20 protein-coding genes are annotated in these 22,439 nt (G+C 59.1%); 5 read left to right on the top strand and 15 right to left on the bottom strand.

What is annotated here, in order from left to right; translation table 11 throughout:
• Positions 1-3 precede the first annotated feature (3 nt).
• Both ftsH and rlmE read right to left on the bottom strand, forming a co-directional pair.
• The gene (gene ftsH / locus BLU24_RS24685) at positions 4-1,911 is read right to left on the bottom strand and encodes an ATP-dependent zinc metalloprotease FtsH (RefSeq protein ID WP_090281707.1); all 1,908 of its coding nucleotides are present in this window, start codon (positions 1,909-1,911) and stop codon (positions 4-6) included.
• Positions 1,912-2,111: 200 nt separating this feature from the next.
• Entirely contained in the window at positions 2,112-2,741 is a 630-nt protein-coding gene (gene rlmE / locus BLU24_RS24690) for a 23S rRNA (uridine(2552)-2'-O)-methyltransferase RlmE (RefSeq protein WP_090281706.1), read from the bottom strand.
• A gap of 101 nt (positions 2,742-2,842) precedes the next feature.
• Here rlmE and BLU24_RS24695 point away from each other — a divergent pair, with 101 nt between their 5' ends.
• Complete coding sequence (locus BLU24_RS24695) at positions 2,843-3,151, top strand: YhbY family RNA-binding protein (RefSeq protein WP_003221534.1); 309 nt, start codon at positions 2,843-2,845, stop codon at positions 3,149-3,151.
• Positions 3,152-3,160: 9 nt separating this feature from the next.
• Here the strand turns inward: BLU24_RS24695 and BLU24_RS24700 are convergent, their stop codons facing one another.
• From BLU24_RS24700 to grpE, 8 genes are all read right to left on the bottom strand, one after another.
• On the bottom strand, positions 3,161-3,565 hold the full coding sequence (locus BLU24_RS24700; RefSeq protein WP_093104781.1) for an MFS transporter: 405 nt from the start codon (positions 3,563-3,565) through the stop codon (positions 3,161-3,163).
• A gap of 28 nt (positions 3,566-3,593) precedes the next feature.
• Complete coding sequence (gene greA, locus BLU24_RS24705; RefSeq protein ID WP_093106947.1) at positions 3,594-4,070, bottom strand: transcription elongation factor GreA; 477 nt, start codon at positions 4,068-4,070, stop codon at positions 3,594-3,596.
• Between the two features lie 2 nt (positions 4,071-4,072).
• On the bottom strand, positions 4,073-7,294 hold the full coding sequence (gene carB, locus BLU24_RS24710; protein WP_039759558.1) for a carbamoyl-phosphate synthase large subunit: 3,222 nt from the start codon (positions 7,292-7,294) through the stop codon (positions 4,073-4,075).
• A 124-nt stretch (positions 7,295-7,418) separates the two neighbouring features.
• Complete coding sequence (carA, locus tag BLU24_RS24715; protein ID WP_093104784.1) at positions 7,419-8,555, bottom strand: glutamine-hydrolyzing carbamoyl-phosphate synthase small subunit; 1,137 nt, start codon at positions 8,553-8,555, stop codon at positions 7,419-7,421.
• Between the two features lie 257 nt (positions 8,556-8,812).
• Complete coding sequence (dapB, locus tag BLU24_RS24720; protein ID WP_090281703.1) at positions 8,813-9,619, bottom strand: 4-hydroxy-tetrahydrodipicolinate reductase; 807 nt, start codon at positions 9,617-9,619, stop codon at positions 8,813-8,815.
• 9 nt (positions 9,620-9,628) lie between these two features.
• Entirely contained in the window at positions 9,629-10,753 is a 1,125-nt protein-coding gene (dnaJ, locus tag BLU24_RS24725; RefSeq protein ID WP_090281702.1) for a molecular chaperone DnaJ, read from the bottom strand.
• A gap of 296 nt (positions 10,754-11,049) precedes the next feature.
• On the bottom strand, positions 11,050-12,966 hold the full coding sequence (dnaK, locus tag BLU24_RS24730) for a molecular chaperone DnaK (protein ID WP_039759567.1): 1,917 nt from the start codon (positions 12,964-12,966) through the stop codon (positions 11,050-11,052).
• A gap of 101 nt (positions 12,967-13,067) precedes the next feature.
• Positions 13,068-13,634: a nucleotide exchange factor GrpE gene (grpE, locus tag BLU24_RS24735; protein ID WP_090281700.1), complete on the bottom strand. Its 567-nt coding sequence runs from the start codon at positions 13,632-13,634 to the stop codon at positions 13,068-13,070.
• 241 nt (positions 13,635-13,875) lie between these two features.
• On the opposite strand from grpE, the gene recN reads away from it, so the two are divergent.
• Positions 13,876-15,549: a DNA repair protein RecN gene (gene recN, locus BLU24_RS24740; protein ID WP_093104788.1), complete on the top strand. Its 1,674-nt coding sequence runs from the start codon at positions 13,876-13,878 to the stop codon at positions 15,547-15,549.
• 76 nt (positions 15,550-15,625) lie between these two features.
• Here recN and fur read toward each other — a convergent pair whose 3' ends face one another.
• Entirely contained in the window at positions 15,626-16,030 is a 405-nt protein-coding gene (gene fur / locus BLU24_RS24745; RefSeq protein WP_016771770.1) for a ferric iron uptake transcriptional regulator, read from the bottom strand.
• 97 nt (positions 16,031-16,127) lie between these two features.
• On the opposite strand from fur, the gene BLU24_RS24750 reads away from it, so the two are divergent.
• Positions 16,128-16,655 (top strand): outer membrane protein assembly factor BamE, encoded by a 528-nt coding sequence (locus BLU24_RS24750; RefSeq protein WP_093104791.1) that lies wholly within the window; start codon positions 16,128-16,130, stop codon positions 16,653-16,655.
• Between the two features lie 62 nt (positions 16,656-16,717).
• Here BLU24_RS24750 and BLU24_RS24755 read toward each other — a convergent pair whose 3' ends face one another.
• From BLU24_RS24755 to BLU24_RS24765, 3 genes are read right to left on the bottom strand one after another with little or no spacing between them, the layout of a single operon-like run.
• Entirely contained in the window at positions 16,718-17,026 is a 309-nt protein-coding gene (locus BLU24_RS24755) for an RnfH family protein (RefSeq protein WP_093104795.1), read from the bottom strand.
• On the bottom strand, positions 17,007-17,453 hold the full coding sequence (locus BLU24_RS24760) for a type II toxin-antitoxin system RatA family toxin (RefSeq protein WP_090281361.1): 447 nt from the start codon (positions 17,451-17,453) through the stop codon (positions 17,007-17,009). The genes BLU24_RS24755 and BLU24_RS24760 overlap by 20 nt, the downstream gene beginning before the upstream one ends.
• A 7-nt stretch (positions 17,454-17,460) precedes the next feature.
• Positions 17,461-18,864 carry a sodium-dependent transporter gene (locus BLU24_RS24765; RefSeq protein WP_093104799.1) on the bottom strand — a complete coding sequence of 468 codons (1,404 nt, stop codon included), beginning with the start codon at positions 18,862-18,864 and terminating at the stop codon, positions 17,461-17,463.
• Positions 18,865-18,983: 119 nt separating this feature from the next.
• On the opposite strand from BLU24_RS24765, the gene smpB reads away from it, so the two are divergent.
• Positions 18,984-19,466, top strand: coding sequence for an SsrA-binding protein SmpB (gene smpB, locus BLU24_RS24770; protein ID WP_007953781.1), 483 nt, complete (start codon positions 18,984-18,986; stop codon positions 19,464-19,466).
• A gap of 119 nt (positions 19,467-19,585) precedes the next feature.
• On the opposite strand, the gene BLU24_RS24775 is transcribed toward smpB, so the two are convergent.
• Positions 19,586-20,353: a GntR family transcriptional regulator gene (locus BLU24_RS24775; RefSeq protein WP_093104802.1), complete on the bottom strand. Its 768-nt coding sequence runs from the start codon at positions 20,351-20,353 to the stop codon at positions 19,586-19,588.
• A gap of 263 nt (positions 20,354-20,616) precedes the next feature.
• Here BLU24_RS24775 and BLU24_RS24780 point away from each other — a divergent pair, with 263 nt between their 5' ends.
• Positions 20,617-22,311, top strand: coding sequence for a lactate permease LctP family transporter (locus BLU24_RS24780; protein ID WP_093104806.1), 1,695 nt, complete (start codon positions 20,617-20,619; stop codon positions 22,309-22,311).
• The last annotated feature ends 128 nt before the right edge of the window (positions 22,312-22,439 follow it).

The following is a 22,439-nucleotide window of genomic DNA, read 5'->3' on the forward strand; positions in this document are numbered from 1 at the left end:
GCCTTAAACGTCAGCAGCCGGACCGCCAATCGGTGTTTCCGGACGCTCGTCACGGACTACTGGTGGTGGCGGAGTACCCGTGCCACCCGTCCAGTCGCGCGGCTCGCGAGGTGTACGCCCCGCCATGATGTCATCGATCTGCTCAGCGTCGATCGTTTCGTACTTCATCAGCGCGTCGGCCATCGCATCGAGCTTGTCGCGATTGTCGGTCAGGATCTGCTTGGCCGTGCCGTAGCAGTGATCGATGATGCTGCGCACTTCGGAGTCGATCAGCTTGGCAGTCTCACCCGAGAAGCTCGCTGCCTGACCACCGCCGCCGCGACCGAGGAACACTTCACCTTCCTCTTCCGCATACATCAACGGACCGAGTTTTTCCGACAGCCCCCACTTGGTCACCATGTTCCGTGCGATCTGGCTGGCACGCATGATGTCGTTGGAGGCACCGGTGGTGACGCCGTCGAAGCCAAGGGTCATTTCTTCAGCGATACGACCACCATACAGTGAGCAGATCTGACTGATCAGCGCACGCTTGGACAGGCTGTAGCGATCTTCTTCCGGAAGGAACATGGTCACACCCAGCGCGCGACCGCGCGGAATGATCGAGACCTTGTAAACCGGATCATGCTCAGGCACTACTCGACCCACAATGGCATGGCCGGCTTCGTGATAAGCGGTGTTCTGTTTTTCTTTCTCGGACATGACCATCGATTTGCGCTCGGCGCCCATCATGATCTTGTCTTTGGCCAGTTCGAACTCTTTCATCTCGACGATGCGCTTGCCGCTGCGTGCAGCAAAAAGCGAGGCTTCGTTGACCAGGTTGGCCAGGTCGGCACCGGAGAAGCCCGGGGTACCACGCGCGATCACCGCCGGCGCAACGTCGTCGCCCATTGGCACCTTGCGCATGTGGACCTTGAGAATCTGCTCGCGACCACGGATGTCTGGCAAGCCAACCACCACCTGACGGTCGAAACGGCCCGGACGCAGCAGTGCCGGATCGAGTACGTCTGGACGGTTGGTTGCAGCGATGACAATGATGCCATCGTTCATTTCGAAGCCATCCATCTCCACCAGCAACTGGTTGAGAGTCTGCTCACGCTCGTCGTGACCGCCGCCCATGCCGGCGCCACGGTGACGACCGACGGCGTCGATTTCGTCGATGAAGATGATGCACGGCGCGTGCTTCTTCGCCTGCTCGAACATGTCACGAACACGACTGGCACCGACACCGACAAACATTTCTACGAAGTCAGAACCGGAAATGGTGAAGAACGGCACCTTGGCTTCACCGGCAATCGCCTTGGCCAGCAAGGTTTTACCGGTACCCGGAGGACCGACCATCAGCACACCGCGAGGAATGCGACCGCCCAGACGCTGGAATTTGCCCGGATCACGCAGGAACTCGACCAGTTCACCGACTTCTTCCTTGGCTTCGTCGCAACCGGCGACGTCAGCCAGTGTGGTTTTCACCTGATCTTCGGAGAGCAGGCGCGCCTTGCTCTTGCCGAAGCTCATCGGCCCGCCCTTGCCACCGGCGCCGCCCTGCATCTGGCGCATGAAGAACATGAACACCGCGATGATCACCAGGATCGGGAAGCTGGCCACCAGCAGTTGCGTCCAGATGCTTTGCTGCTCGGGCTGCTTGCCTTCAACCACGACATGGTTGTCGACCAGATCGCCGATCAGGCCATTGTCCTGGATTGCCGGACGAATGGTCTTGAAGCTGTCGCCATCGGTGCGCTTGCCGGTAATCACATAACCATCAACGGCGACGCGCTCGACCTTGCCATCCTTGACCTGCTGGATGAAGTCGGAATAGTTGAGGGTCTGCGGCTCGTTAGGGCTGGAGAAGTTGTTCATCACCGTCACCAGGACAGCCGCGATGATCAACCACAGGATCAGATTCTTTGCCATATCGTTCAATTAACTACCCTCTGAAGCAAGCTCCGCTACTGGCGCGCGCTTCGCATGATATTCACCGGCCTAACTTACTACATTACCTACAACTCTGGCAGGCGCCGTCTGTAACCCTTTGTGAAACACTTTCTACACAATATTCGTTTATGCACGCGGGGCAAAATATGAAAAAGCTATCGCCCCGCTGAAAAACCACATTATTCGCCGTTGCCACGGTAGCCCCAGGCCAGCATATATTGCTCGCGGGAGCTGCCACGCGAAGAATCCGGCTTGATCATCTGGATCTTGTCGAATTTGCGACGGGCATCCTTCAAATAAACATCAAACCCTTCGCCCTGAAAAATCTTGATGACGAAATTGCCACCCGGCTTGAGTATCCGTTCCGCCAGGTCCAGTGCCAGTTCGCACAGGAACATGGCCTTGGGCATATCCACTTCAGGCGTACCACTCATATTGGGGGCCATATCGGAAATCACAAGGTCCACTTGCGAATTACCGACAGCCTCAAGGATTCGACCAAGTACTGAGTCCTCGGTGAAGTCCCCATGAATGAAGGTGACGTCTGGAATGCTGTCCATTTCCAGGATGTCCGAGGCGATCAAACGTCCCTGACCACCGATCAGTCGACTGGTGACCTGCGACCAGCCACCGGGCGCCGCGCCCAGATCGACAACGCTCATGCCCGGACGGATCAGTTTGTATTTTTCCTGGATTTCCAGAAGCTTGTAACTCGCACGCGAGCGGTAGCCATCCTTCTGCGCCTGCTTCACATAGGGATCGTTGACATGTCTTTTCAGCCAACCAAGGCTTGTCTTGGAACGCGCCATTGGGCACCTCGATGATAAGGGTCGTGATTAGTTGGGCGGATCCACGAACCCTCGGGTAAAATGGCCGCCATTTTACAGAATCCAGACGAAAGGGTCAGATTATGCCGCTCACTCCAGAGCAGAAGAAACAGTACAAATCCATTGGCCACCATCTGAAACCAGTTCTGACTGTGGCTGACAACGGTCTGACTGAAGGTGTGCTAGCCGAACTCGAACGCGCCCTGGCGGATCACGAGCTGATCAAGATCAAGCTCAACATCCTCGATCGCGAGTCGCGCCTGGCGCACATTGCAGAACTGTGCAAGGTCGGCAAAGCGGACCTGGTACAGGTCATCGGCAAGATGGCACTGGTGTATCGCAAGAACTTCAGCGTCAACAAGCAGCTGTCGAACGTTCATCGCTTCAAGTGATGACAAGGGTCAAGGGTGTGCTTCGCGCACCCTGCCACTCCAGCCCGGCACCGGCTGCATGACCAGCACCAGCCCGGAAAACCCCAGCACCAGATAACTGAACACCTGCCAGCGCTGCGCATCCGGCCAGCCGACACGCACGGCGACATACATCGCACACGCGTACAACGCCATCATCAGCACCTGCCCGCGAAAATCCCGCCATAGACTGCCATGGCCCTCGGCCTGTACCAGCACCAAAGCCTGAAAAATCACGCAGACTGCAGCGAAACCCACGACCAGGACTTCAAACGCACTGGCGACTTCGTCGATCAGCAGCGGCGCCAGGCCAATCTGGCCCAAGGCCGGCTGCAAACCGAGATGGATCAGCCATAGCCCGCCAACCCAAAGCATCTGGGCCAGCTGCCAAAGCATGGCGCCCGCATGCAGCGGACGCCTTCTTTCAGATGTGACGAACTTCGACAATCTCGTACTCGATCACGCCGCTTGGCGTTTTGACGGCGACTACGTCACCCTCTTCCTTGCCAATCAAGGCACGGGCCAACGGCGAGCCGACCGAAATCTTGCCGAGTTTGAAGTCAGCTTCATCCTCACCCACGATCTGGTAAGTGACGCTTTCATCCGTCTCGACATTGGCGATTTCAACGGTCGTGCCGAAAATCACCTTGCCCGTGTGCGGGATGGTCGTGACATCGATGACGACCTGATTCTGAATCCGGCCTTCGATGTCACGGATCCGCGCCTCGACCATGCCCTGCTGTTCGCGCGCGGCATGGTATTCAGCGTTTTCCTTCAAGTCACCCAACTCGCGGGCCGTACCGATGTCCTGGCTGAGCTTCGGACGAACGACCTTGGTCAGGTGAGCGTGTTCTTCTTCCAGGGCGCGAGCGCCCTGAACAGTCATTGGGTACTTGGTTATGCTCATGCCTTCAATCCTGCGTGTAGATCCTGCAAGCGACGCACGGTCTTTTCCGGACCGAATTTCAGCGCTTCGCAGATCGCTTCGCCCGCAGCAATAGTGGTGGTGCAGTAGATCTTGTGCTGCAGGGCATTGCGACGAATGGAGTACGAATCGGCGATCGACTGACGACCCTCGGTGGTGTTGATGATCAGCGTGACTTCGTCATTCTTGATCATGTCGACCACGTGCGGACGACCCTCGGTCACCTTGTTTACGCGGCGCACTTTCAGGCCTGCGGCTTCGATCAGCTTGGCAGTGCCGGCAGTGGCAACCACTTCGAAACCCAAGTTGATCAGATCACGGGCCACGCCTGCAACCAGTGGCTTGTCGTCGTCACGTACGCTGATGAACGCAGTACCGCCGGTCGGCAGCACTTCGCTGGCGCCCATCTGAGCCTTGGCGAACGCTTCACCGAAGGTGTCGCCGACGCCCATCACTTCACCGGTCGACTTCATCTCTGGGCCGAGGATCGGGTCAACGCCAGGGAATTTGGCGAACGGGAATACCGCCTCTTTCACGCTGTAGAAGTTTGGAATGATTTCCTTGGTGAAGCCGATCTCTTTCAGAGTCTTACCGGCCATCACGCGCGCAGCGATCATCGCCAGGGAAACACCGATGCACTTGGACACGAACGGCACGGTACGCGAAGCGCGCGGGTTGACTTCGATGACGTAGATATCTTCGCCCTGCAAGGCCAGCTGCACGTTCATCAGGCCGACAACGCCCAGTTCCAAGGCCATTTTCTTGACCTGTTCGCGCATTTCGTCCTGGATGTGCGCCGGCAGCGAGTACGGCGGCAGCGAGCACGCGGAGTCACCGGAGTGAACGCCCGCTTGTTCGATGTGCTGCATGATCGCGCCGATCACCACGTCTTTGCCGTCGCAGACCGCATCCACATCCATTTCGATGGCGCAGTTGAGGAAGTGGTCGAGCAGCACTGGGCTGTCGTTCGACACTTGCACCGCGTCACGCAGGTAGCGCTTGAGCTCGTCTTCCTTGTAGACGATCTCCATCGCACGGCCGCCCAGTACGTAGGACGGACGCACAACCAACGGGTAACCGATTTTCGCGGCAGCGCGAACAGCTTCGTCTTCGCTGCGCACGGTGGCGTTCGGTGGCTGACGCAGGTTCAGACGCTCAACCATTTGCTGGAAGCGCTCGCGGTCTTCGGCACGGTCAATGGCGTCAGGGCTGGTGCCGATGATCGGCACGCCAGCGGCTTCCAGCGCGCGAGCCAGTTTCAACGGGGTCTGGCCGCCGTACTGGACGATCACGCCTTTCGGCTTCTCGACGCGGCAGATTTCCAGCACGTCTTCCAGGGTCACTGGTTCGAAGTACAGACGGTCGGAGGTGTCGTAGTCGGTGGAAACGGTTTCCGGGTTGCAGTTGACCATGATGGTTTCGTAGCCGTCTTCACGCAGAGCGAGAGCGGCGTGAACGCAGCAATAGTCGAACTCGATGCCTTGGCCGATACGGTTCGGACCGCCGCCCAGAATCATGATCTTGTCGCGGCCAGACGGCGCGGCTTCGCACTCTTCCTCGTAAGTCGAGTAGAGGTAAGCGGTGTCGGTGGCGAACTCGGCGGCGCAGGTATCAACGCGCTTGTAGACCGGGAACACTTCGAGCTTCTGACGGTGCGTGCGCAGGTTTTTCTCGGTCACACCCAGCAGTTTGGCCAGACGCTGATCGGAGAAGCCTTTGCGCTTGAGCTTGAACATCAGGTCGCGGTCGATCGAAGACAGACCGAGGGTCTTGACCTTCTCTTCGTCCTTGATCAGGTCTTCGATCTGCACCAGGAACCATGGGTCGATCATGTTCATGCCGAAGATATCTTCGACCGACAGACCGGCGCGGAACGCGTCAGCCACGTACCAGATACGCTCGGCGCCCGGCACGGTCAGCTCGCGCTTGAGCACGCTCATGCTTTCCGGGTTGCTCAGGTCGAGCTTCTCGTCCAGACCGCAAACGCCGACTTCCAGACCGCGCAGGGCTTTCTGCAGGGATTCCTGGAAAGTCCGGCCGATGGCCATGACTTCACCCACCGACTTCATCTGAGTGGTCAGGCGTGCGTCAGCCTTGGCGAATTTCTCAAAGGCGAAGCGTGGCAGCTTGGTCACGACGTAGTCGATCGACGGTTCGAAGGACGCTGGGGTCTTGCCGCCGGTGATGTCGTTCGACAGTTCGTCGAGCGTGTAACCCACGGCCAGTTTGGCCGCGACTTTGGCGATCGGGAAACCGGTGGCTTTCGAAGCCAGCGCCGAGGAACGCGATACCCGCGGGTTCATTTCGATCACGACCATACGGCCAGTGTTCGGGCAGATACCGAACTGCACGTTGGAACCGCCAGTCTCGACGCCGATCTCGCGCAGTACCGCCAGCGAGGCGTTACGCAGGATCTGGTATTCCTTGTCGGTCAGAGTCTGTGCCGGCGCCACGGTGATCGAGTCGCCGGTGTGCACGCCCATCGGGTCGAAGTTTTCGATCGAGCAGACGATGATGCAGTTGTCCTTTTTATCGCGGACAACTTCCATTTCATATTCTTTCCAGCCGATCAGCGATTCGTCGATCAGCAGCTCTTTGGTCGGCGACAGGTCCAGACCACGGGCGCAGATTTCTTCGAACTCTTCACGGTTGTAAGCGATACCGCCGCCGGTGCCGCCCATGGTGAAGGACGGACGGATGATGCACGGGAAGCCCAGCGTCTCGAGGACGGCGTTGGCTTCTTCCATACTGTGCGCGATGCCGGAGCGCGGGCACGCCAGGCCGATGGATTTCATCGCCTTGTCGAAACGCGAACGGTCTTCAGCCTTGTCGATGGTGTCGGCGTTGGCGCCGATCATTTCCACGCCGAACTTCTCCAGAACGCCTTCGCGCTCCAGGTCCAGTGCGCAGTTCAGAGCGGTCTGGCCGCCCATGGTTGGCAGGACGGCGTCCGGACGTTCTTTCTCGATGATCTTGGCAACGGTCTGCCACTTGATCGGCTCGATGTAGGTGGCGTCGGCCATGTCCGGGTCGGTCATGATCGTGGCCGGGTTGGAGTTCACCAGGATGACGCGGTAACCCTCTTCGCGCAGGGCTTTGCAGGCCTGGGCGCCGGAGTAGTCGAATTCGCAGGCCTGGCCGATAACGATCGGGCCAGCGCCGAGAATCAGGATGCTTTTAATGTCTGTACGTTTTGGCATGGGTTGTCACTCAAATCCGCAGGTCAGTCGGCAAGCCGTCTTGATCGATTTCTGAAGTCCCGAAGGGGCCACCGGTGCCGGGGCCGCCCTCGAGGGCTTCTCTCTACAGTCTCAAGGCGAACGCTTAGCGTCGCTTGGCCATCTCGTTGATGAAGCGGTCGAACAATGGCGCGACGTCGTTCGGGCCCGGGCTCGCTTCAGGGTGGCCCTGGAAGCTGAACGCACTTTTGTCGGTGCGCTCGATGCCTTGCAGGGTGCCGTCGAACAGCGATTTGTGGATCGCGCGAACGTTGCCCGGCAGGGTGGCTTCGTCGACCGCAAAACCGTGGTTCTGGCTGGTGATCATCACAACGCCGGTGTCCAGATCCTGCACCGGGTGGTTGGCACCGTGGTGGCCGTGGCCCATCTTCACGGTCTTGGCGCCGGAGGCCAGAGCCAGCAGCTGGTGACCGAGGCAGATACCGAAGACCGGAATTTCGGTTTCCAGCACGTCCTTGATCGCCTGGATCGCGTAGTCGCATGGCTCCGGATCACCCGGGCCGTTGGACAGGAACACGCCGTCCGGCTTCAGCGCCAGGACATCGGCAGCCGGGGTCTGGGCAGGCACCACGGTGACGCGGCAGCCACGCTCGACCAGCATGCGCAGGATGTTGACCTTGACGCCGTAGTCAAAGGCCACCACGTGATACGGCAGCTCGGAAGCGTCGATGGTCGCGTGGCTGTCGGTTTTCAGATCCCAGACCGTCGAGCGCCATTCGTATTGGGTCTTGGTGCTGACGACCTTTGCCAGGTCCATGCCCTTCAGGCCCGGGAAGCCTTGCGCAGCGGCGATGGCGGCTTCTTCGGAGATGTTGTCACCGGCCATGATGCAGCCGTTCTGCGCGCCCTTTTCACGCAGGATGCGGGTCAGACGACGGGTGTCGATACCGGCGATCGCCACGACATTGTTGGCTTTCAGGTAATCGGACAGCGACATCGTGTTACGCCAGTTGCTCGCTACCAACGGCAGGTCACGGATGACCAGGCCAGCGGACCATACGCGGTCGGACTCGGCGTCTTCCGGCGTGGTGCCGGTGTTGCCGATGTGCGGGTAAGTCAGGGTAACGATCTGTTGGGCGTAGGAAGGATCGGTAAGGATTTCCTGATAGCCGGTCATTGCGGTGTTGAACACCACCTCACCAACGGTCTGACCGTCGGCTCCAATGGCTTCGCCGCGAAAAATGCTGCCATCAGCAAGGGCAAGTATGGCTGGCTTAGTCAAGAAGACCTCCCGTAAATAACGCATGAAAGGGCGATCGCAGGTTGTAAAAAAGCGGAGTGACGTATGGACACGTCACCCCGCTTCTTCACTGAATTATTCTGCGCGCTTTTAGTGGACACACTAAAGCTGTAGCTTACAGAAAAAGGCTTTTTTGGTCCACCGCTAAAGAGCCCTAAAGGCCGGAGAATGCGACAGGTCGTCGCCAAGCGGAGAAAAACCGGTGCAAACAGGGCGTTTGCACCGGGTTCAGCACTGCATCAACGCAGTTCGAGCACGTCCTGCATGTCGTAAAGGCCCGGCTCACGACCGTCCAGCCAAAGCGCGGCACGCACCGCACCCTTGGCGAATGTCATGCGGCTCGAGGCCTTGTGCGTGATCTCCAGACGCTCGCCCTCGCAGGCGAACAACACGGTGTGATCACCCACCACGTCGCCACCGCGCACGGTGGCGAACCCGATGGTTTCACGCTCACGGGCGCCGGTGTGACCTTCGCGACCGTAGACCGCAACTTTCTGCAGATCACGATCCAGCGCACTGGCGATGACTTCGCCCATGCGCAGCGCGGTGCCCGACGGCGCGTCGATCTTGTGCCGGTGATGCGCTTCGATGATTTCGATGTCCGCTTCATCGCCCAGGACACGTGCTGCCATGTCGAGCAGCTTCAGCGACAGATTGACGCCGACGCTGAAGTTGGCCGCAAAGACGATCGGAATGTCTTTGCCTGCTTCGACCAGCAACTGCTTCTGCGCGGCGTCCAGCCCGGTGGTGCCGATGACCATGGCTTTGCCGGCCTTGCGGCAGAATGCCAGATTTTTCAGCATCACTTCCGGCAGCGTGAAGTCGATAAGCACGTCGAACTCTTCCGCAACGGCCTCAATATGCCCGGACAGCGGCACACCGATGCGCCCCAGCGAAGCCAGCTCACCGGCGTCGACACCGATCAGCGTACTGCCGGGACGCACCACCGCGGCCGTCAGACCGGTCAGCGGCGCGCGCTGCTGCACGGCTTCGACCAGAATCTTGCCCATGCGCCCAGCAGCGCCCATCACAGCTATACGTCGCATGCTGACTCCTTACAGATCGCCGAAGAAACGCTTCACACCATCGAACCAACCAGTGGTTTTCGGCGAATGGCTGTTGTCGTCGGCCAGCGAGCTGCGGAACTCTTCCAGCAGTTCACGCTGACGACGATTGAGGTTGACTGGCGTCTCGACCGCTACGCGGCACATCAAGTCGCCTGCACCACCGCCACGGACCGGCGCCACACCTTTGCCACGCACGCGGAACTGCTTGCCGGTCTGGGTGCCTTCCGGGATTTTCAGTTTGACCCGACCGTCGAGGGTCGGAATCTCCAGCTCGCCGCCCAGCGCTGCATCGACGAAGCTGATCGGCACTTCGCAAAACAGATGCTTGCCGTCGCGCTGGAAGATGTCGTGTTCGCGGACATTGATGACCACGTACAGATCGCCCGTCGGGCCACCCTGCGTCCCCGCCTCGCCTTCGCCGGACAGACGAATGCGATCGCCGGTGTCGACGCCGGCCGGCACTTTGACCGACAGGGTTTTGTACTCTTCAACGCGACCGTCACCGTGGCATGAATCGCACGGGTCGGAAATGATCTTGCCCTGGCCATGGCAGCGCGGACAGGTTTGCTGCACCGAGAAGAAGCCTTGCTGCATGCGCACCTGACCGATGCCGCCACAGGTCGGGCAGGTCGACGGCGACGAGCCTTTCTTCGCCCCCGAGCCATCGCACGGCTTGCAGTTGACCAGCGTCGGCACACGGATATTCACCGAGGTACCGCGCACCGCCTCTTCCAGATTCAGCTCCAGGGTGTAGCGCAAGTCGCTGCCACGCTGAGCGCCGCCACGGGAACCGCCGCGACCGCCACCGAAAAAGTCGCTGAAGACGTCGCCGAAAATATCGGAGAAGTTCTGCCCGCCGAAACCGGCACCGCCGCCACCCATGCTTGGGTCCACGCCGGCATGACCGTACTGGTCGTACGCCGCGCGCTTGCTGGCGTCGGACAACACTTCATAAGCCTCGTTGGCTTCCTTGAACGCCTCTTCCGAAGCCTTGTCGCCCGGATTACGGTCAGGGTGGTGCTTCATTGCCAGGCGGCGGTAGGCCTTCTTCAGGTCCGCTTCGCTCGTGCCTCGCTCGACACCCAATACTTCGTAATAGTCACGCTTTGCCATAAGTTCTTTGCACTCTTAAGGACGTTCGGCAAACCCCTCCTGAGCCTCGCCAAACTCGTTGAGCCCCCATGAAGGCCCGGACCCAACTCACGTCAATTCAACGATCCTGGTCTTGATTGGTGCGGTATCTGCGGCGCGAAAAGCAGGAGCATTTTCGTCCATACCGCCAACATCCGAGCGTTGTCGCATGCTGTAAAAATTCGCGTATTCCAGATACGCCAACGCGGGAGCAAGCTCCCGCGCGGCGACATCCTACCAGTCACCGCCGCAAGGCAGTCAACCGGACGACCAACAACTTACTTGTGGTCTTTTACTTCTTCGAACTCTGCATCGACAACATCATCAGCCTTCTCGGCCGACTCGCCTTGCGGGGCTGCGCCATCAGCTGGCTGAGCCTGTTCGGCGTACATCTTCTGCGCAACCGGAGCGGAGACTTTCGACAGCTCTTCAACCTTGGCTTCGATGGCAGCCTTGTCGTCGCCTTTAACAGCGGCTTCGAGGGCAACCACGGCAGCTTCGATTGCAGTCTTCTCTTCGGCAGTCACCTTGTCACCGGCGTCAGCGACCATCTTGCGAGTCGAGTGAACCAGTGCGTCGCCCTGGTTACGGGCAGCGGCCAGCTCTTCGAACTTGCGGTCTTCCTCGGCATTCGCCTCGGCGTCACGCACCATGCGCTCGATTTCTTCGTCGGACAGACCGGAGTTGGCCTTGATCACGATCGACTGAGTCTTGCCGGTGGCCTTGTCTTTCGCACCTACGTGCAGGATGCCGTTGGCATCGATGTCGAAGGTCACTTCGATCTGCGGCACGCCACGTGGAGCAGGTGGAATGTCGGCCAGGTCGAACTTGCCCAGCGACTTGTTCTGTGCGGCTTGTTTACGCTCACCCTGCAGAACGTGAATGGTCACAGCGCCCTGGTTGTCGTCGGCAGTCGAGAACACTTGCGATTTCTTGGTAGGAATCGTGGTGTTTTTCTCGATCAGCGCGGTCATCACGCCACCCATGGTTTCGATACCCAGGGTCAGCGGGCTGACGTCGAGCAGCAGAACGTCTTTAACATCACCGGCCAGAACCGCGCCCTGGATTGCGGCACCCATTGCGACAGCTTCGTCCGGGTTGACGTCTTTACGAGCTTCTTTACCGAAGAAATCGGTTACCAGCTTCTGCACCAGCGGCATACGGGTCTGACCACCGACCAGAATCACGTCGTTGATCGCGCCAACGTCGATACCGGCGTCTTTCATGGCGATACGGCAAGGTTCGATGGTGCGCTGAACCAGGTCTTCAACCAGTGCTTCGAGCTTGGCACGCGAAATCTTCACGTTCAGGTGCTTAGGACCGGTGGCGTCTGCAGTGATGTACGGCAGGTTGACATCGGTCGACTGAGCGGACGACAGCTCGATCTTGGCTTTCTCAGCGGCTTCTTTCAGGCGCTGCATGGCCAGCGGGTCACCCTTGAGGTTCATGCCGCTTTCTTTCTTGAACTCGTCAACGAGGTAGTCGATCAGACGAATGTCGAAGTCTTCACCGCCCAGGAACGTGTCGCCGTTGGTGGCCAACACTTCGAACTGATGCTCGCCATCAACTTCAGCGATCTCGATCACGGAAACGTCGAAAGTACCGCCACCCAGGTCATAAACGATCACGGTGTGATCGCCCTTGGCCTTGTCCATACCGTAAGCCAGAGCCGCTGCGGTTGGTTCGTTGATGATACGTTTTACGTCCAGACCAGCGATGCGGCCGGCGTCTTTGGTCGCCTGACGCTGACTGTCGTTGAAGTAGGCCGGAACGGTGATCACCGCTTCGGTCACTGCTTCGCCGAGGTAGTCTTCGGCGGTCTTTTTCATCTTTTTCAGGATTTCAGCCGAGATCTGTGGCGGAGCCATTTTCTGGCCGTTCACTTCAACCCAGGCGTCATTGTTGTCAGCCTTGACGATCTTGTAAGGGACCATCTGGATGTCTTTCTGCACAACTTCTTCGTCGAAACGACGACCGATCAGACGCTTGACTGCGTACAGGGTGTTGTGCGGGTTGGTCACAGCCTGACGCTTGGCCGACTGACCTACCAGAATCTCGCCATCGTTGGCGTAAGCGATGATCGACGGCGTGGTACGCGCGCCTTCAGCGTTTTCGATAACTTTAGCCTTGCCGTTTTCCAGCACGGAGACGCAGGAGTTGGTAGTCCCCAGGTCGATACCGATAATTTTGCCCATGTTCACTCTCCCGAAACTTTGATTTTTTTGCCGCAGCAGTGGTGGCTGACTGCGGTAATACTTAAACGCTTGACTTCTAAATGGGGGCCTTGCGGCTAATTTCAAGCCTGCTCGTCAATAGAAGGCGAAACTGGCGCAGGCGCCTTGCTGACCACAACCATGGCCGGGCGCAACAGGCGACCGTTGAGCTGGTAGCCTTTCTGGAACACCTTCAGCACGCTGTTCGGCTCGACGTCAGCGCTTTCCTGCATGGCCATGGCCTGATGCTGAACGGCGTTGAACGGTTCGCCATGCGGGTCGATCGCTTCCAGCTGATAACGCTTGAGGGTGTCGTGGAACATTTTCAGCGTCAGCTCGATGCCTTCGCGCATCGGGCGGATGCTTTCGTCGTCCGGGCTCGACAGCTCGAGGCCACGCTCCAGACTGTCAACGATAGGCAGCAAGTCGCCGGCAAATTTCTCCAGAGCAAACTTGTGCGCCTTCTCGACGTCCTGTTCGGCACGGCGACGGACGTTCTGCAGATCGGCAGCAACACGCAGAGACTGATCCTGCGCGGCGGCCAATTGCTCTTCGAGCACTTGTACACGGGTCGCCAGGTCGTCACCCGAACCTTCGGGCGCCTGATTGGCTTCTGGGTTTTGCGGATCTACTGTCGATTCGTCAGCCATAGAAATTCTCCTTTCAATTACGTCCGCGAGCCTGACTCGCGCTTCTGCCCCGATATATGGGGCCGCAAAATCAGGCTTCAAGGGCTGGATTCGATTGTCCCTACAAAAAAGTGCTGATTAGTCATTCTCGAATGCGCTAAGAAAGTTATTCGACCAAGCGAATCGAGCTAAGCAGGGGCATTGTCAGGCCCAAACAAAACACTGTATAAATAACCAGACCTCAAGCCTGGGAGCGGCCTCTATGCTGGTGCACCTGTCCGTACACAACTACGCCATCGTTGAACATCTCGATCTCGAACTCGATCGCGGGATGAGCGTGATCACAGGGGAAACCGGCGCCGGCAAGTCGATCATGCTCGACGCGCTGGGCCTGACTCTCGGCGATCGCGCCGACAGCGGCGTAGTACGCCCGGGCGCCGACAAGGCCGATATCCTGGCAACCTTCGATCTGGCCGACATCCCGGAAGCCAGCGCCTGGCTGGCCGAGCGCGATCTGGACATCGACGGCCCGTGCATTCTGCGTCGGGTCATCACCTCCGAAGGTCGCTCGCGCGGCTATATCAATGGCACGCCCTGCCCGCTTGGCGACCTCAAGTCGCTTGGCGAACTGCTGATCGATATCCACAGCCAGCATGAACACCAGTCGCTGCTGAAAACCGATACCCACCGCCGCTTGCTGGATGAGTACGCCGGCGCCACCGATCTGGCCCGTCAGGTGCAGCTTGCCGCCCAGCGCTGGCGCCAGACTCGTCAGGAACTGGAGCGTCTGTCCAACTCCGGCGACGAACAACGCGCCCGGCATCAGCTGCTCAGCTATCAACTCGAAGAGCTGGAAAACCTCGGCCTCGGCGAGAACGAACTGGAGCAACTGGAGCAGGAACACAAGAACCTGACCAATGCCGAAACCTTGCTGGGCATCTGTCGCCAGGTGGTCGAACAATGCAGCGAAAGCGATTCCGGGAATGTGCTGAATGCGCTGACCGCCAGCCTCAACCGCCTGTCGAGCGTGAACCATTCCGCCGGCGCGCTGGGCGAAGCCAGCAGCCTGCTGACCAGTGCACAGATCCAGGTCGAAGAAGCTGTCGGCGAGCTCAACCGCTTTCTCGATAACTTCGATGCCGACCCGGCGCGCCTGCAATATCTGGAAGAACGTCTCGACGCCATCTACACGCTGGCGCGCAAGCACCGCATCCAGCCCACCGAAGTCGGAGAAATGCAGCAGAAACTGCTGGATGAAATCGAAACACTGAATGCCAATGACGAATCCGTCGAGCGCCTGGGTGAAGAGCTGGCTTCGTATGCCCGTCATTATCAGGAGAAAGCACGCGAGCTGAGCGATCTTCGCCATCAGGCCGCCGGCAGTCTCGCCAGCGCGGTGGAACAGGAAATCCAGCGCCTGGGCATGCCCGGCGGTCGCTTTACCATTGAATTGAAAGCCAACAGCGGCGACGAACTGCAACCCAACGGCCTGGAGCAGGTTGAATTGCTGGTCAGCGCCAACCCCGGTCAACCGTTGAAAGCCCTGGCGAAAGTAGCCTCTGGCGGCGAGTTGTCACGAATCAGTCTGGCGATTCAGGTGATCACAGCGCAGACATCACGCGTGCCGACGCTGGTGTTCGACGAAGTGGACGTCGGTATTGGCGGGCCAACGGCGGAAATTGTTGGCCAATTGTTGCGCCGTCTCGGCGAGCGCGGCCAGGTGCTGACCGTGACGCACTTGCCGCAAGTGGCAGCGCAAGGGCATCAGCATCTGTTCGTGCACAAGGTACGCGATGAAAAAGCGACTCACACCGCTGTGGCGAAGCTGAGCAAGAACGAACGTATCGAAGAGGTCGCGCGCATGCTCGGCGGTATCGATCTGACCAAGGAATCCTTGGCCCATGCGAAAAAAATGGTGGTAACGGCCAAGGCCTGACCCGCAGCAGAAAGCACGAAGGCGACCCTTGGGTCGCCTTCGTTCGTTTCGCGAATGTGAAATTCGCGCGACATGCTTACTTTTTCTTGCGTACGTACAGCACCAGGTTGTGATCAACCATTTCGAAGCCATGCTTCTCGACGATCGACTTCTGAAGTTTTTCGATTTCTTCGTCGAAGAATTCGATCACTTCACCCGATTCCACGTTGACCATATGGTCGTGGTGACCACCATCAGCCAGTTCGAAGACCGCGTGGCCGCCGTCGAAGTTGTGGCGGACCACGAGGCCGGCCGCTTCGAACTGGGTCAGGACACGGTAAACCGTGGCCAGACCGACGTCCTCGCCAGCTTCCATCAACGCCTTGTAGACGTCCTCGGCACTCATGTGACGCTGCTCGGTGGAGTCGAGCATTTGCAGGATCTTGACCCGTGGCAGGGTCACTTTGAGGCCGGCTTTGCGTAGTTCGCTATTTTCAACCATGGTCAGCTTTCTCGCGATGCTGCTTCGCAGCTTCTCTTAATGCGGGTATGATCGGCGTTTACGTTGTCCCAGCCAAGATAGTGGAAGTCGCCCACCGATGCAAAACACCAAGCTCTTGCTAACCAGTTTCACCTTTGTGGGACTGCTCGCACTCGCCGGTTGTTCATTCCCCGGGGTTTACAAAATCGACATCCAGCAGGGCAATGTCGTCACGCAGGACATGATAGACCAGTTACGCCCGGGAATGACCCGGCCGCAAGTACGGTTTATCATGGGCAACCCTCTGCTTGCCGACACGTTCCATGCCGATCGCTGGGATTATCTGTACAGCCTGCAACCGGGTGGCGGTGAACGCCAACAGGAACGCGTCAGCGTTATCTTCAATTCAAACGACCAGCTTGTCAGCTTGTCCGGTGACTTCATGCCGGGCGTGAGCCGTGACGAAGCCATTCTCGGCAAGGACAGTGGCACCACCGTCACCGCGCCTGCTGAAAACGCCGAGAAGCCAGAAGCTGAAAAACCAGCCAAGCCCGGCTCCTTGCTGGATCAGATCCAGAAGGACGTCGATGGCGTAGAAACCGTTCCGGTGCCAACGCCAGAACCGCTGGACACCTCGCCGCAATAATTTTGCGAGGCAATAAAAAACCCGGACATTCCGGGTTTTTTATTGCCTGCGTTTTGTTCGCCTCAAAGATTTCGGGCCTTGGCCTCTGCCGCTTTGGCCGCTCGCAAACGGCGCACTTCCTTGGGATCGGCGAGCAGCGGCCGATAGATCTCTATGCGATAGCCTGCCTGAATCACACGCGTGTCCGCGACCGCTTTACCGAAGATACCCAACGGGCACTCATCCAGATTGAGCTCAGGAAAGTCAGCAGCGATTCCCGACGCCTGCACCGCCGCACGAACCGTCATGCCCTCCGGCACATTGACCGAACGCAGCACCTGGCGATCAACCGCGGCATACACCACTTCAATCTCAAGCACTGGGCTGACCATGCATCTGTTTGGCGCGCTGGCAGAACGCGTCCACCAGTGTGTTGGCAGCCTGATTGAACAGCGGCCCCAACGTAGCGCGCACCAGCGGCCCGGCATAATCGAACGAAAGGTCGAGGCTGATCTTGCAGGCTTTCTCGTTCAACGCCTTGAACACCCAGACGCCGTGCAACTGATTGAACGGGCCTTCTTCCAGGTTCATCTCAATCGACTGCCCAGGCACAAGGGTATTGCGCGTCACGAAATGCTGGCTGAGGCCGCCCTTGGCCACGCCGACACTGGCGCGCATGTGTTCCGGCGAGCTTTCCAGCACCTCGGCAGCCGAACACCACGGCAGGAATTCCGGATACCGCGCCACATCATTGACCAGGTCGTAGAGAAACTGCGCCGGGTAAGGCAGCAGCGCGGATCGTTGAATATGTGTCGTCATGTAAGCGTTACTTCCAGAGCTGAGCGGCAAATACTACAAGAATGCCGATAGGCGCCACGTAGCGCATCAAGAACAGGGACAGGGCAAACAGTGCCGGGTTGCGGATCGACAACTCGTCGCGCACCGCCTCACGCCCCACGACCCATCCGGCGAACAACACGAAACACAAGCCACCGACGGGCAACATGATCCGCGAGGTGAAGAAATCGATCACGCCGAAGAAATCCAGACCACTCTTCGCGCCCCATTGGTAGAGACTGAACACTCCGCCTTCGTTCACGAAAAACTTGGCTTCCTTCCAGATATTGAAGGAAAACACCGTGCCCAGACCGACGAACCAGCAGGTAAAGGCCAGCCAGAACGTGACCCACGCGCGACTGATTTTCGTGCGTTCGACCAGGTAGGCGACCATCGGCTCAAGCAGCGAAATCGCCGAACTCCAGGCCGCGACCGCCACCAGCACGAAAAATACCACGCCCATCAACTGGCCGAAAACCACGTTACCAAAGGCAAACGGCAGGCTGACAAACATCAGCCCCGGCCCTTCGCTCGGGTTCAGGCCGGCCGCGAACACAATCGGAAACAACGCCAGACCGGCGACCAGCGACACAAACGTATCGAGCAACGCGACACCCACCACGGTACGCGACAGCGAGGTGTTCTTTGGCATGTAGGCGCCGTAGATCATGATCGAGCCGACACCGACGCTCAGCGAGAAGAACGCGTGCCCCATCGCCGGCAGCAAGCCATCCAGAACCTTTTCCGGATGGAAGTCGAACATGAAATGCACACCTTCCATGAAATGCCCGGTGGTCATGCTGTAGCCCAGCAGCACCAGAATCATCACGAACAACAGCGGCATCATGATCCGAAGGCTGCGTTCCAGGCCGGCAACCACGCCTCTGGCAATAACGAACGCCGACAGCAGCATGAAAATCGTGTGCCAAAGTGTCAGCCGCCATGGATCGGCGATGACGTTGCCGAAATACGCGCCGACCTGGTCGGGTGTCGCGCCCTGGAAGTCGCCGCGGCCCATGTCGACGATGTAATCCAGCGACCAGCCGCCGACCACACTATAGAAAGACAGGATCAGCAACGCCGTGATCATCCCGGCGAAGGCGCCCCACGACCACTTGGGCGAGTGCCCGGCTTCCAGCGCCAGCACCTTTAAAGCGTTCGCCGGACTTTGCCGGGCGCGCCGGCCGATCAGGGTTTCAGCGAGCATCACCGGAACGCCGATCAGCGCGATGCAGGCCAGAAACATCAGCACAAAGGCGCCGCCGCCGTAGACCCCGACCATGTAGGGGAACTTCCAGATACTACCCAGTCCCACGGCCGAACCGGTCGCGGCGAGTATGAATACCCAGCGGCTAGCCCAACTGCCGTGGACAGAAACCTTGTCTGTCGACATCGTTTATCACGCCCAAGCGTTAGAAAAAGAGGCCGCATTGTCCGGGATTCACTCAACCTGCTCAAGCACGCAGCATCACCGTAGCCGACAGCCGAACAACTCCATATAATGCCGCCCCTATGGCTAAACAGAAGAAACACCCAACAGGGACCATCGCGCAAAATAAAAAGGCGCGACACGATTACTTCATCGAGCACAAGTTCGAGGCTGGTCTGGTCCTGGCCGGCTGGGAAGTAAAAAGTCTGCGGGCGAGCAAGCTACAGCTGGTCGACAGCTACGTGCTGCTCAAGGATGGCGAAGCGTGGTTGCTCGGCAGCCACATCACGCCGCTGATGACCGCAAGCACCCACGTCATCGCCGACCCGGTGCGCACGCGCAAGCTGCTGCTCAACCGCCGCGAGCTGGACAAGCTCGCCGCCGCCGTGCAGCAAAAGGGTTACGCCTGCGTCTGCCTGTCCTGGTACTGGAGCAAGCACATGGTCAAGTGCGAGATTGCTCTGGGCAAGGGCAAGAAGGAATACGACAAGCGTGACACCGAGCGCGAACGCGATGCCGGTCGCGAATTGCAGCGCGCGGTGCGCAACAAGGGCAAGGAAGACTAACCTCTTCTGCCTCTGGCGCGTATTCGCGAGCAGGCTCGCTCCCACCCTTGGAATGAATTTCCATGTGGGAGCGAGCCTGCTCGCGAAAGCTATTTCAGCATCAACACAAATACACCTGATCACACCCCCTTGCGCCGCTCCGCCCGCGCCATCCGCTGAACCTCCTGCCGAACCTCTTCCAGCACTTCCTGCACATACAGAATGTGTCGGCTGGACACTTCCCGCGCCTGCTCCGCACGGCCTTCGATAATCGCCAGATACAATTCCCGATGCTGAGTGATCAGCATGTCGCGAGTCTCCGTGCGCTGCTTGTACATGCCGCCGATGTTGGTCACGACGTTGCGCTTGAGCAAATCGAACAGCCCGCGAATGGTGTGCAGCAACACCGCGTTATGGCTGGCCTCGGCAATCGCCAGATGGAATTTCGCATCGGCCGCCCCCTCCTCCGCCCGACTCACTTCTTCGTGGCGCGAATAGCAGTCCTGCAGCTCTTCGAACGCGGCGGTCAGGCGCTCGCGATCCACATCGGTGGCGCGCAATGCAGCGTAATAGGCACACGATGCTTCCAGAGTGTGGCGAAACTCCAACAGATCCCGCTGCGCCTCGGGGTTGCTTTCGAGCAGTTGCAACAGCGGATCGCTGAACGTCGACCCCAGGCTTTCGACCACGTAGTTGCCGCCGCCCTGACGGCTGACCAGCAAGCCCTTGGCCGCAAGTCTCTGGATCGCTTCGCGCAGCGACGGACGTGATACGCCAAATTGCTCGGCCAGCGTGCGCTCCGCCGGCAGCCGTTCACCGGACTTCAGCGTGCCCTCGAGAATCATCCCCTCGAGCCGCTCGACAATGTCGTCAGACAAACGGCGCGAACGTATCTGATCAAACCCCATAACTCATTTCTCCACGATCCCGACCGCTCGCCGGGCTCTCTATTCTGGCCTATCGGCGCCCTGCCGGCACCTGGCAGACGTCACTTGCCGAAAGCGGAGCAGATGCGATCTGCACCGCATGTTCGACAAAAGTTTTAGGGCGACAAATTGACACACCGATATCAAGGCTTTTACCCTAGCCAACAGCGATTGTAAATTGGTCTTACCAATTAACCAAGAACGCTGACAGTGCCTGACCAACAACAATTAGGGGCCACCCCACTATGCAAACCTGGCAACAGCTCTACAGCCCGCTCGGCAGTCTCGGCGTCTCCGCACTCGCGGCCGTCATCCCCATCGTGTTCTTCTTTCTCGCCCTGGCGGTGTTTCGCCTCAAGGGCCATGTCGCGGGCAGCATCACGCTGGCACTGTCGATTGCCGTGGCGATCTTCGCCTTCCAGATGCCGATCGATATGGCGTTCGCTGCGGCCGGGTATGGCTTCGCCTACGGTCTGTGGCCGATTGCCTGGATCATCGTCGCGGCGGTGTTCCTCTACAAATTGACGGTCAAGAGTGGCCAGTTCGAGGTCATCCGCAGTTCGGTGCTGTCGATCACTGACGACCAGCGCCTGCAAGTGCTGCTGATCGGTTTCTGCTTCGGTGCGTTCCTCGAAGGCGCCGCCGGTTTCGGCGCGCCCGTGGCGATCACCGCTGCGCTGCTGGTGGGTCTTGGTTTCAATCCGCTCTACGCCGCTGGCTTGTGCCTGATTGCCAACACTGCACCGGTTGCCTTTGGTGCGCTGGGGATTCCGATCATCGTCGCCGGTCAAGTCACCGGCATCGACGCCTTCAAGATCGGCGCCATGACCGGTCGCCAACTGCCGCTGCTGTCGCTGTTCGTGCCGTTCTGGCTGGTGTTCATGATGGACGGCCTGCGCGGCGTGCGCGAAACCTGGCCGGCCGCGCTGGTCGCAGGCTTGAGCTTCGCCATCACGCAGTACTTCACGTCGAACTTCATCGGCCCGGAACTGCCGGATATTACCTCGGCGTTGGCCAGCCTGATTTCCCTGACCCTGTTCCTGAAAATCTGGCAGCCAAAACGTGCAGCCGGCCAACACATCGCCGGCGCCGTTTCTGCTTCGGTGGTGAGCGCCAGCGTCGGCGGTTTCGGCCAGAAGCGCACTACCGTGGCGTCGCCTTACAGCCTCGGGGAAATTTTCAAGGCGTGGTCGCCGTTCCTGATTCTTACTGTGCTGGTGACGATCTGGACGCTGAAGCCTTTCAAGGCGATGTTCGCTGCGGGCGGCTCGATGTACAGCTGGGTGTTCAACTTCGCGATTCCGCATCTTGATCAACTGGTGATCAAGACTGCGCCGATCGTGGCGAATCCAACGGCCATTCCAGCGGTATTCAAACTCGACCCGATTTCCGCGACCGGCACGGCGATTTTCTTCTCTGCGCTGATTTCGATGCTGGTCCTGAAGATCAATTTCAAAACTGGTCTGACCACTTTGAAGGAAACCTTCTACGAACTGCGCTGGCCGATTCTGTCGATCGGCATGGTGCTGGCGTTCGCCTTCGTCACCAATTACTCAGGCATGTCGTCGACCATGGCCCTGGTACTGGCCGGCACCGGCGCGGCGTTCCCGTTCTTCTCGCCGTTCCTTGGCTGGCTGGGCGTGTTCCTGACCGGCTCCGATACCTCGTCGAACGCGCTGTTCAGTTCGCTGCAAGCGACCACCGCGCACCAGATCGGCGTCAACGACACCTTGCTGGTGGCCGCCAATACCAGCGGCGGCGTGACCGGCAAAATGATCTCGCCGCAATCGATCGCCGTGGCCTGCGCCGCGACCGGGCTGGTGGGCAAGGAGTCGGATCTGTTCCGCTTCACCCTCAAGCACAGCCTATTCTTTGCAACGATCGTCGGTTTGATCACCTTGGCTCAGGCCTACTGGTTCACCGGCATACTGGTGCATTAAGCCTACAAGCAATACAGCAATAACCGACGCCGGCCCGTGATCCGGCGTCAGCCATTCACCACCGGGTCTGTAAGGCTGCTAAAAGCAATGCGCTCTATATTCAGCAGCCGCCGCAGACGGATAACCGG

The sequence above is a fragment of the Pseudomonas sp. Z003-0.4C(8344-21) genome, assembly GCF_900104975.1.
Taxonomy (GTDB): domain Bacteria; phylum Pseudomonadota; class Gammaproteobacteria; order Pseudomonadales; family Pseudomonadaceae; genus Aquipseudomonas; species Aquipseudomonas granadensis.

Bases quoted from the DNA above. Each gene is read 5' to 3' on its own strand.
- BLU24_RS24775 (WP_093104802.1), bottom strand. From the start codon at position 20,353: ATGGGGTTTGATCAGATACGTTCGCGCCGTTTGTCTGACGACATTGTC.
- smpB (WP_007953781.1), top strand. From the start codon at position 18,984: ATGGCTAAACAGAAGAAACACCCAACAGGGACCATCGCGCAAAATAAA.
- grpE (WP_090281700.1), bottom strand. From the start codon at position 13,634: ATGGCTGACGAATCGACAGTAGATCCGCAAAACCCAGAAGCCAATCAG.
- dnaJ (WP_090281702.1), bottom strand. From the start codon at position 10,753: ATGGCAAAGCGTGACTATTACGAAGTATTGGGTGTCGAGCGAGGCACG.
- BLU24_RS24750 (WP_093104791.1), top strand. From the start codon at position 16,128: ATGCAAAACACCAAGCTCTTGCTAACCAGTTTCACCTTTGTGGGACTG.
- carB (WP_039759558.1), bottom strand. From the start codon at position 7,294: ATGCCAAAACGTACAGACATTAAAAGCATCCTGATTCTCGGCGCTGGC.
- BLU24_RS24695 (WP_003221534.1), top strand. From the start codon at position 2,843: ATGCCGCTCACTCCAGAGCAGAAGAAACAGTACAAATCCATTGGCCAC.
- rlmE (WP_090281706.1), bottom strand. From the start codon at position 2,741: ATGGCGCGTTCCAAGACAAGCCTTGGTTGGCTGAAAAGACATGTCAAC.
- recN (WP_093104788.1), top strand. From the start codon at position 13,876: ATGCTGGTGCACCTGTCCGTACACAACTACGCCATCGTTGAACATCTC.
- BLU24_RS24760 (WP_090281361.1), bottom strand. From the start codon at position 17,453: ATGACGACACATATTCAACGATCCGCGCTGCTGCCTTACCCGGCGCAG.
- BLU24_RS24765 (WP_093104799.1), bottom strand. From the start codon at position 18,864: ATGTCGACAGACAAGGTTTCTGTCCACGGCAGTTGGGCTAGCCGCTGG.
- BLU24_RS24755 (WP_093104795.1), bottom strand. From the start codon at position 17,026: ATGGTCAGCCCAGTGCTTGAGATTGAAGTGGTGTATGCCGCGGTTGAT.
- ftsH (WP_090281707.1), bottom strand. From the start codon at position 1,911: ATGGCAAAGAATCTGATCCTGTGGTTGATCATCGCGGCTGTCCTGGTG.
- BLU24_RS24780 (WP_093104806.1), top strand. From the start codon at position 20,617: ATGCAAACCTGGCAACAGCTCTACAGCCCGCTCGGCAGTCTCGGCGTC.
- BLU24_RS24700 (WP_093104781.1), bottom strand. From the start codon at position 3,565: ATGCTTTGGCAGCTGGCCCAGATGCTTTGGGTTGGCGGGCTATGGCTG.
- fur (WP_016771770.1), bottom strand. From the start codon at position 16,030: ATGGTTGAAAATAGCGAACTACGCAAAGCCGGCCTCAAAGTGACCCTG.
- dapB (WP_090281703.1), bottom strand. From the start codon at position 9,619: ATGCGACGTATAGCTGTGATGGGCGCTGCTGGGCGCATGGGCAAGATT.
- dnaK (WP_039759567.1), bottom strand. From the start codon at position 12,966: ATGGGCAAAATTATCGGTATCGACCTGGGGACTACCAACTCCTGCGTC.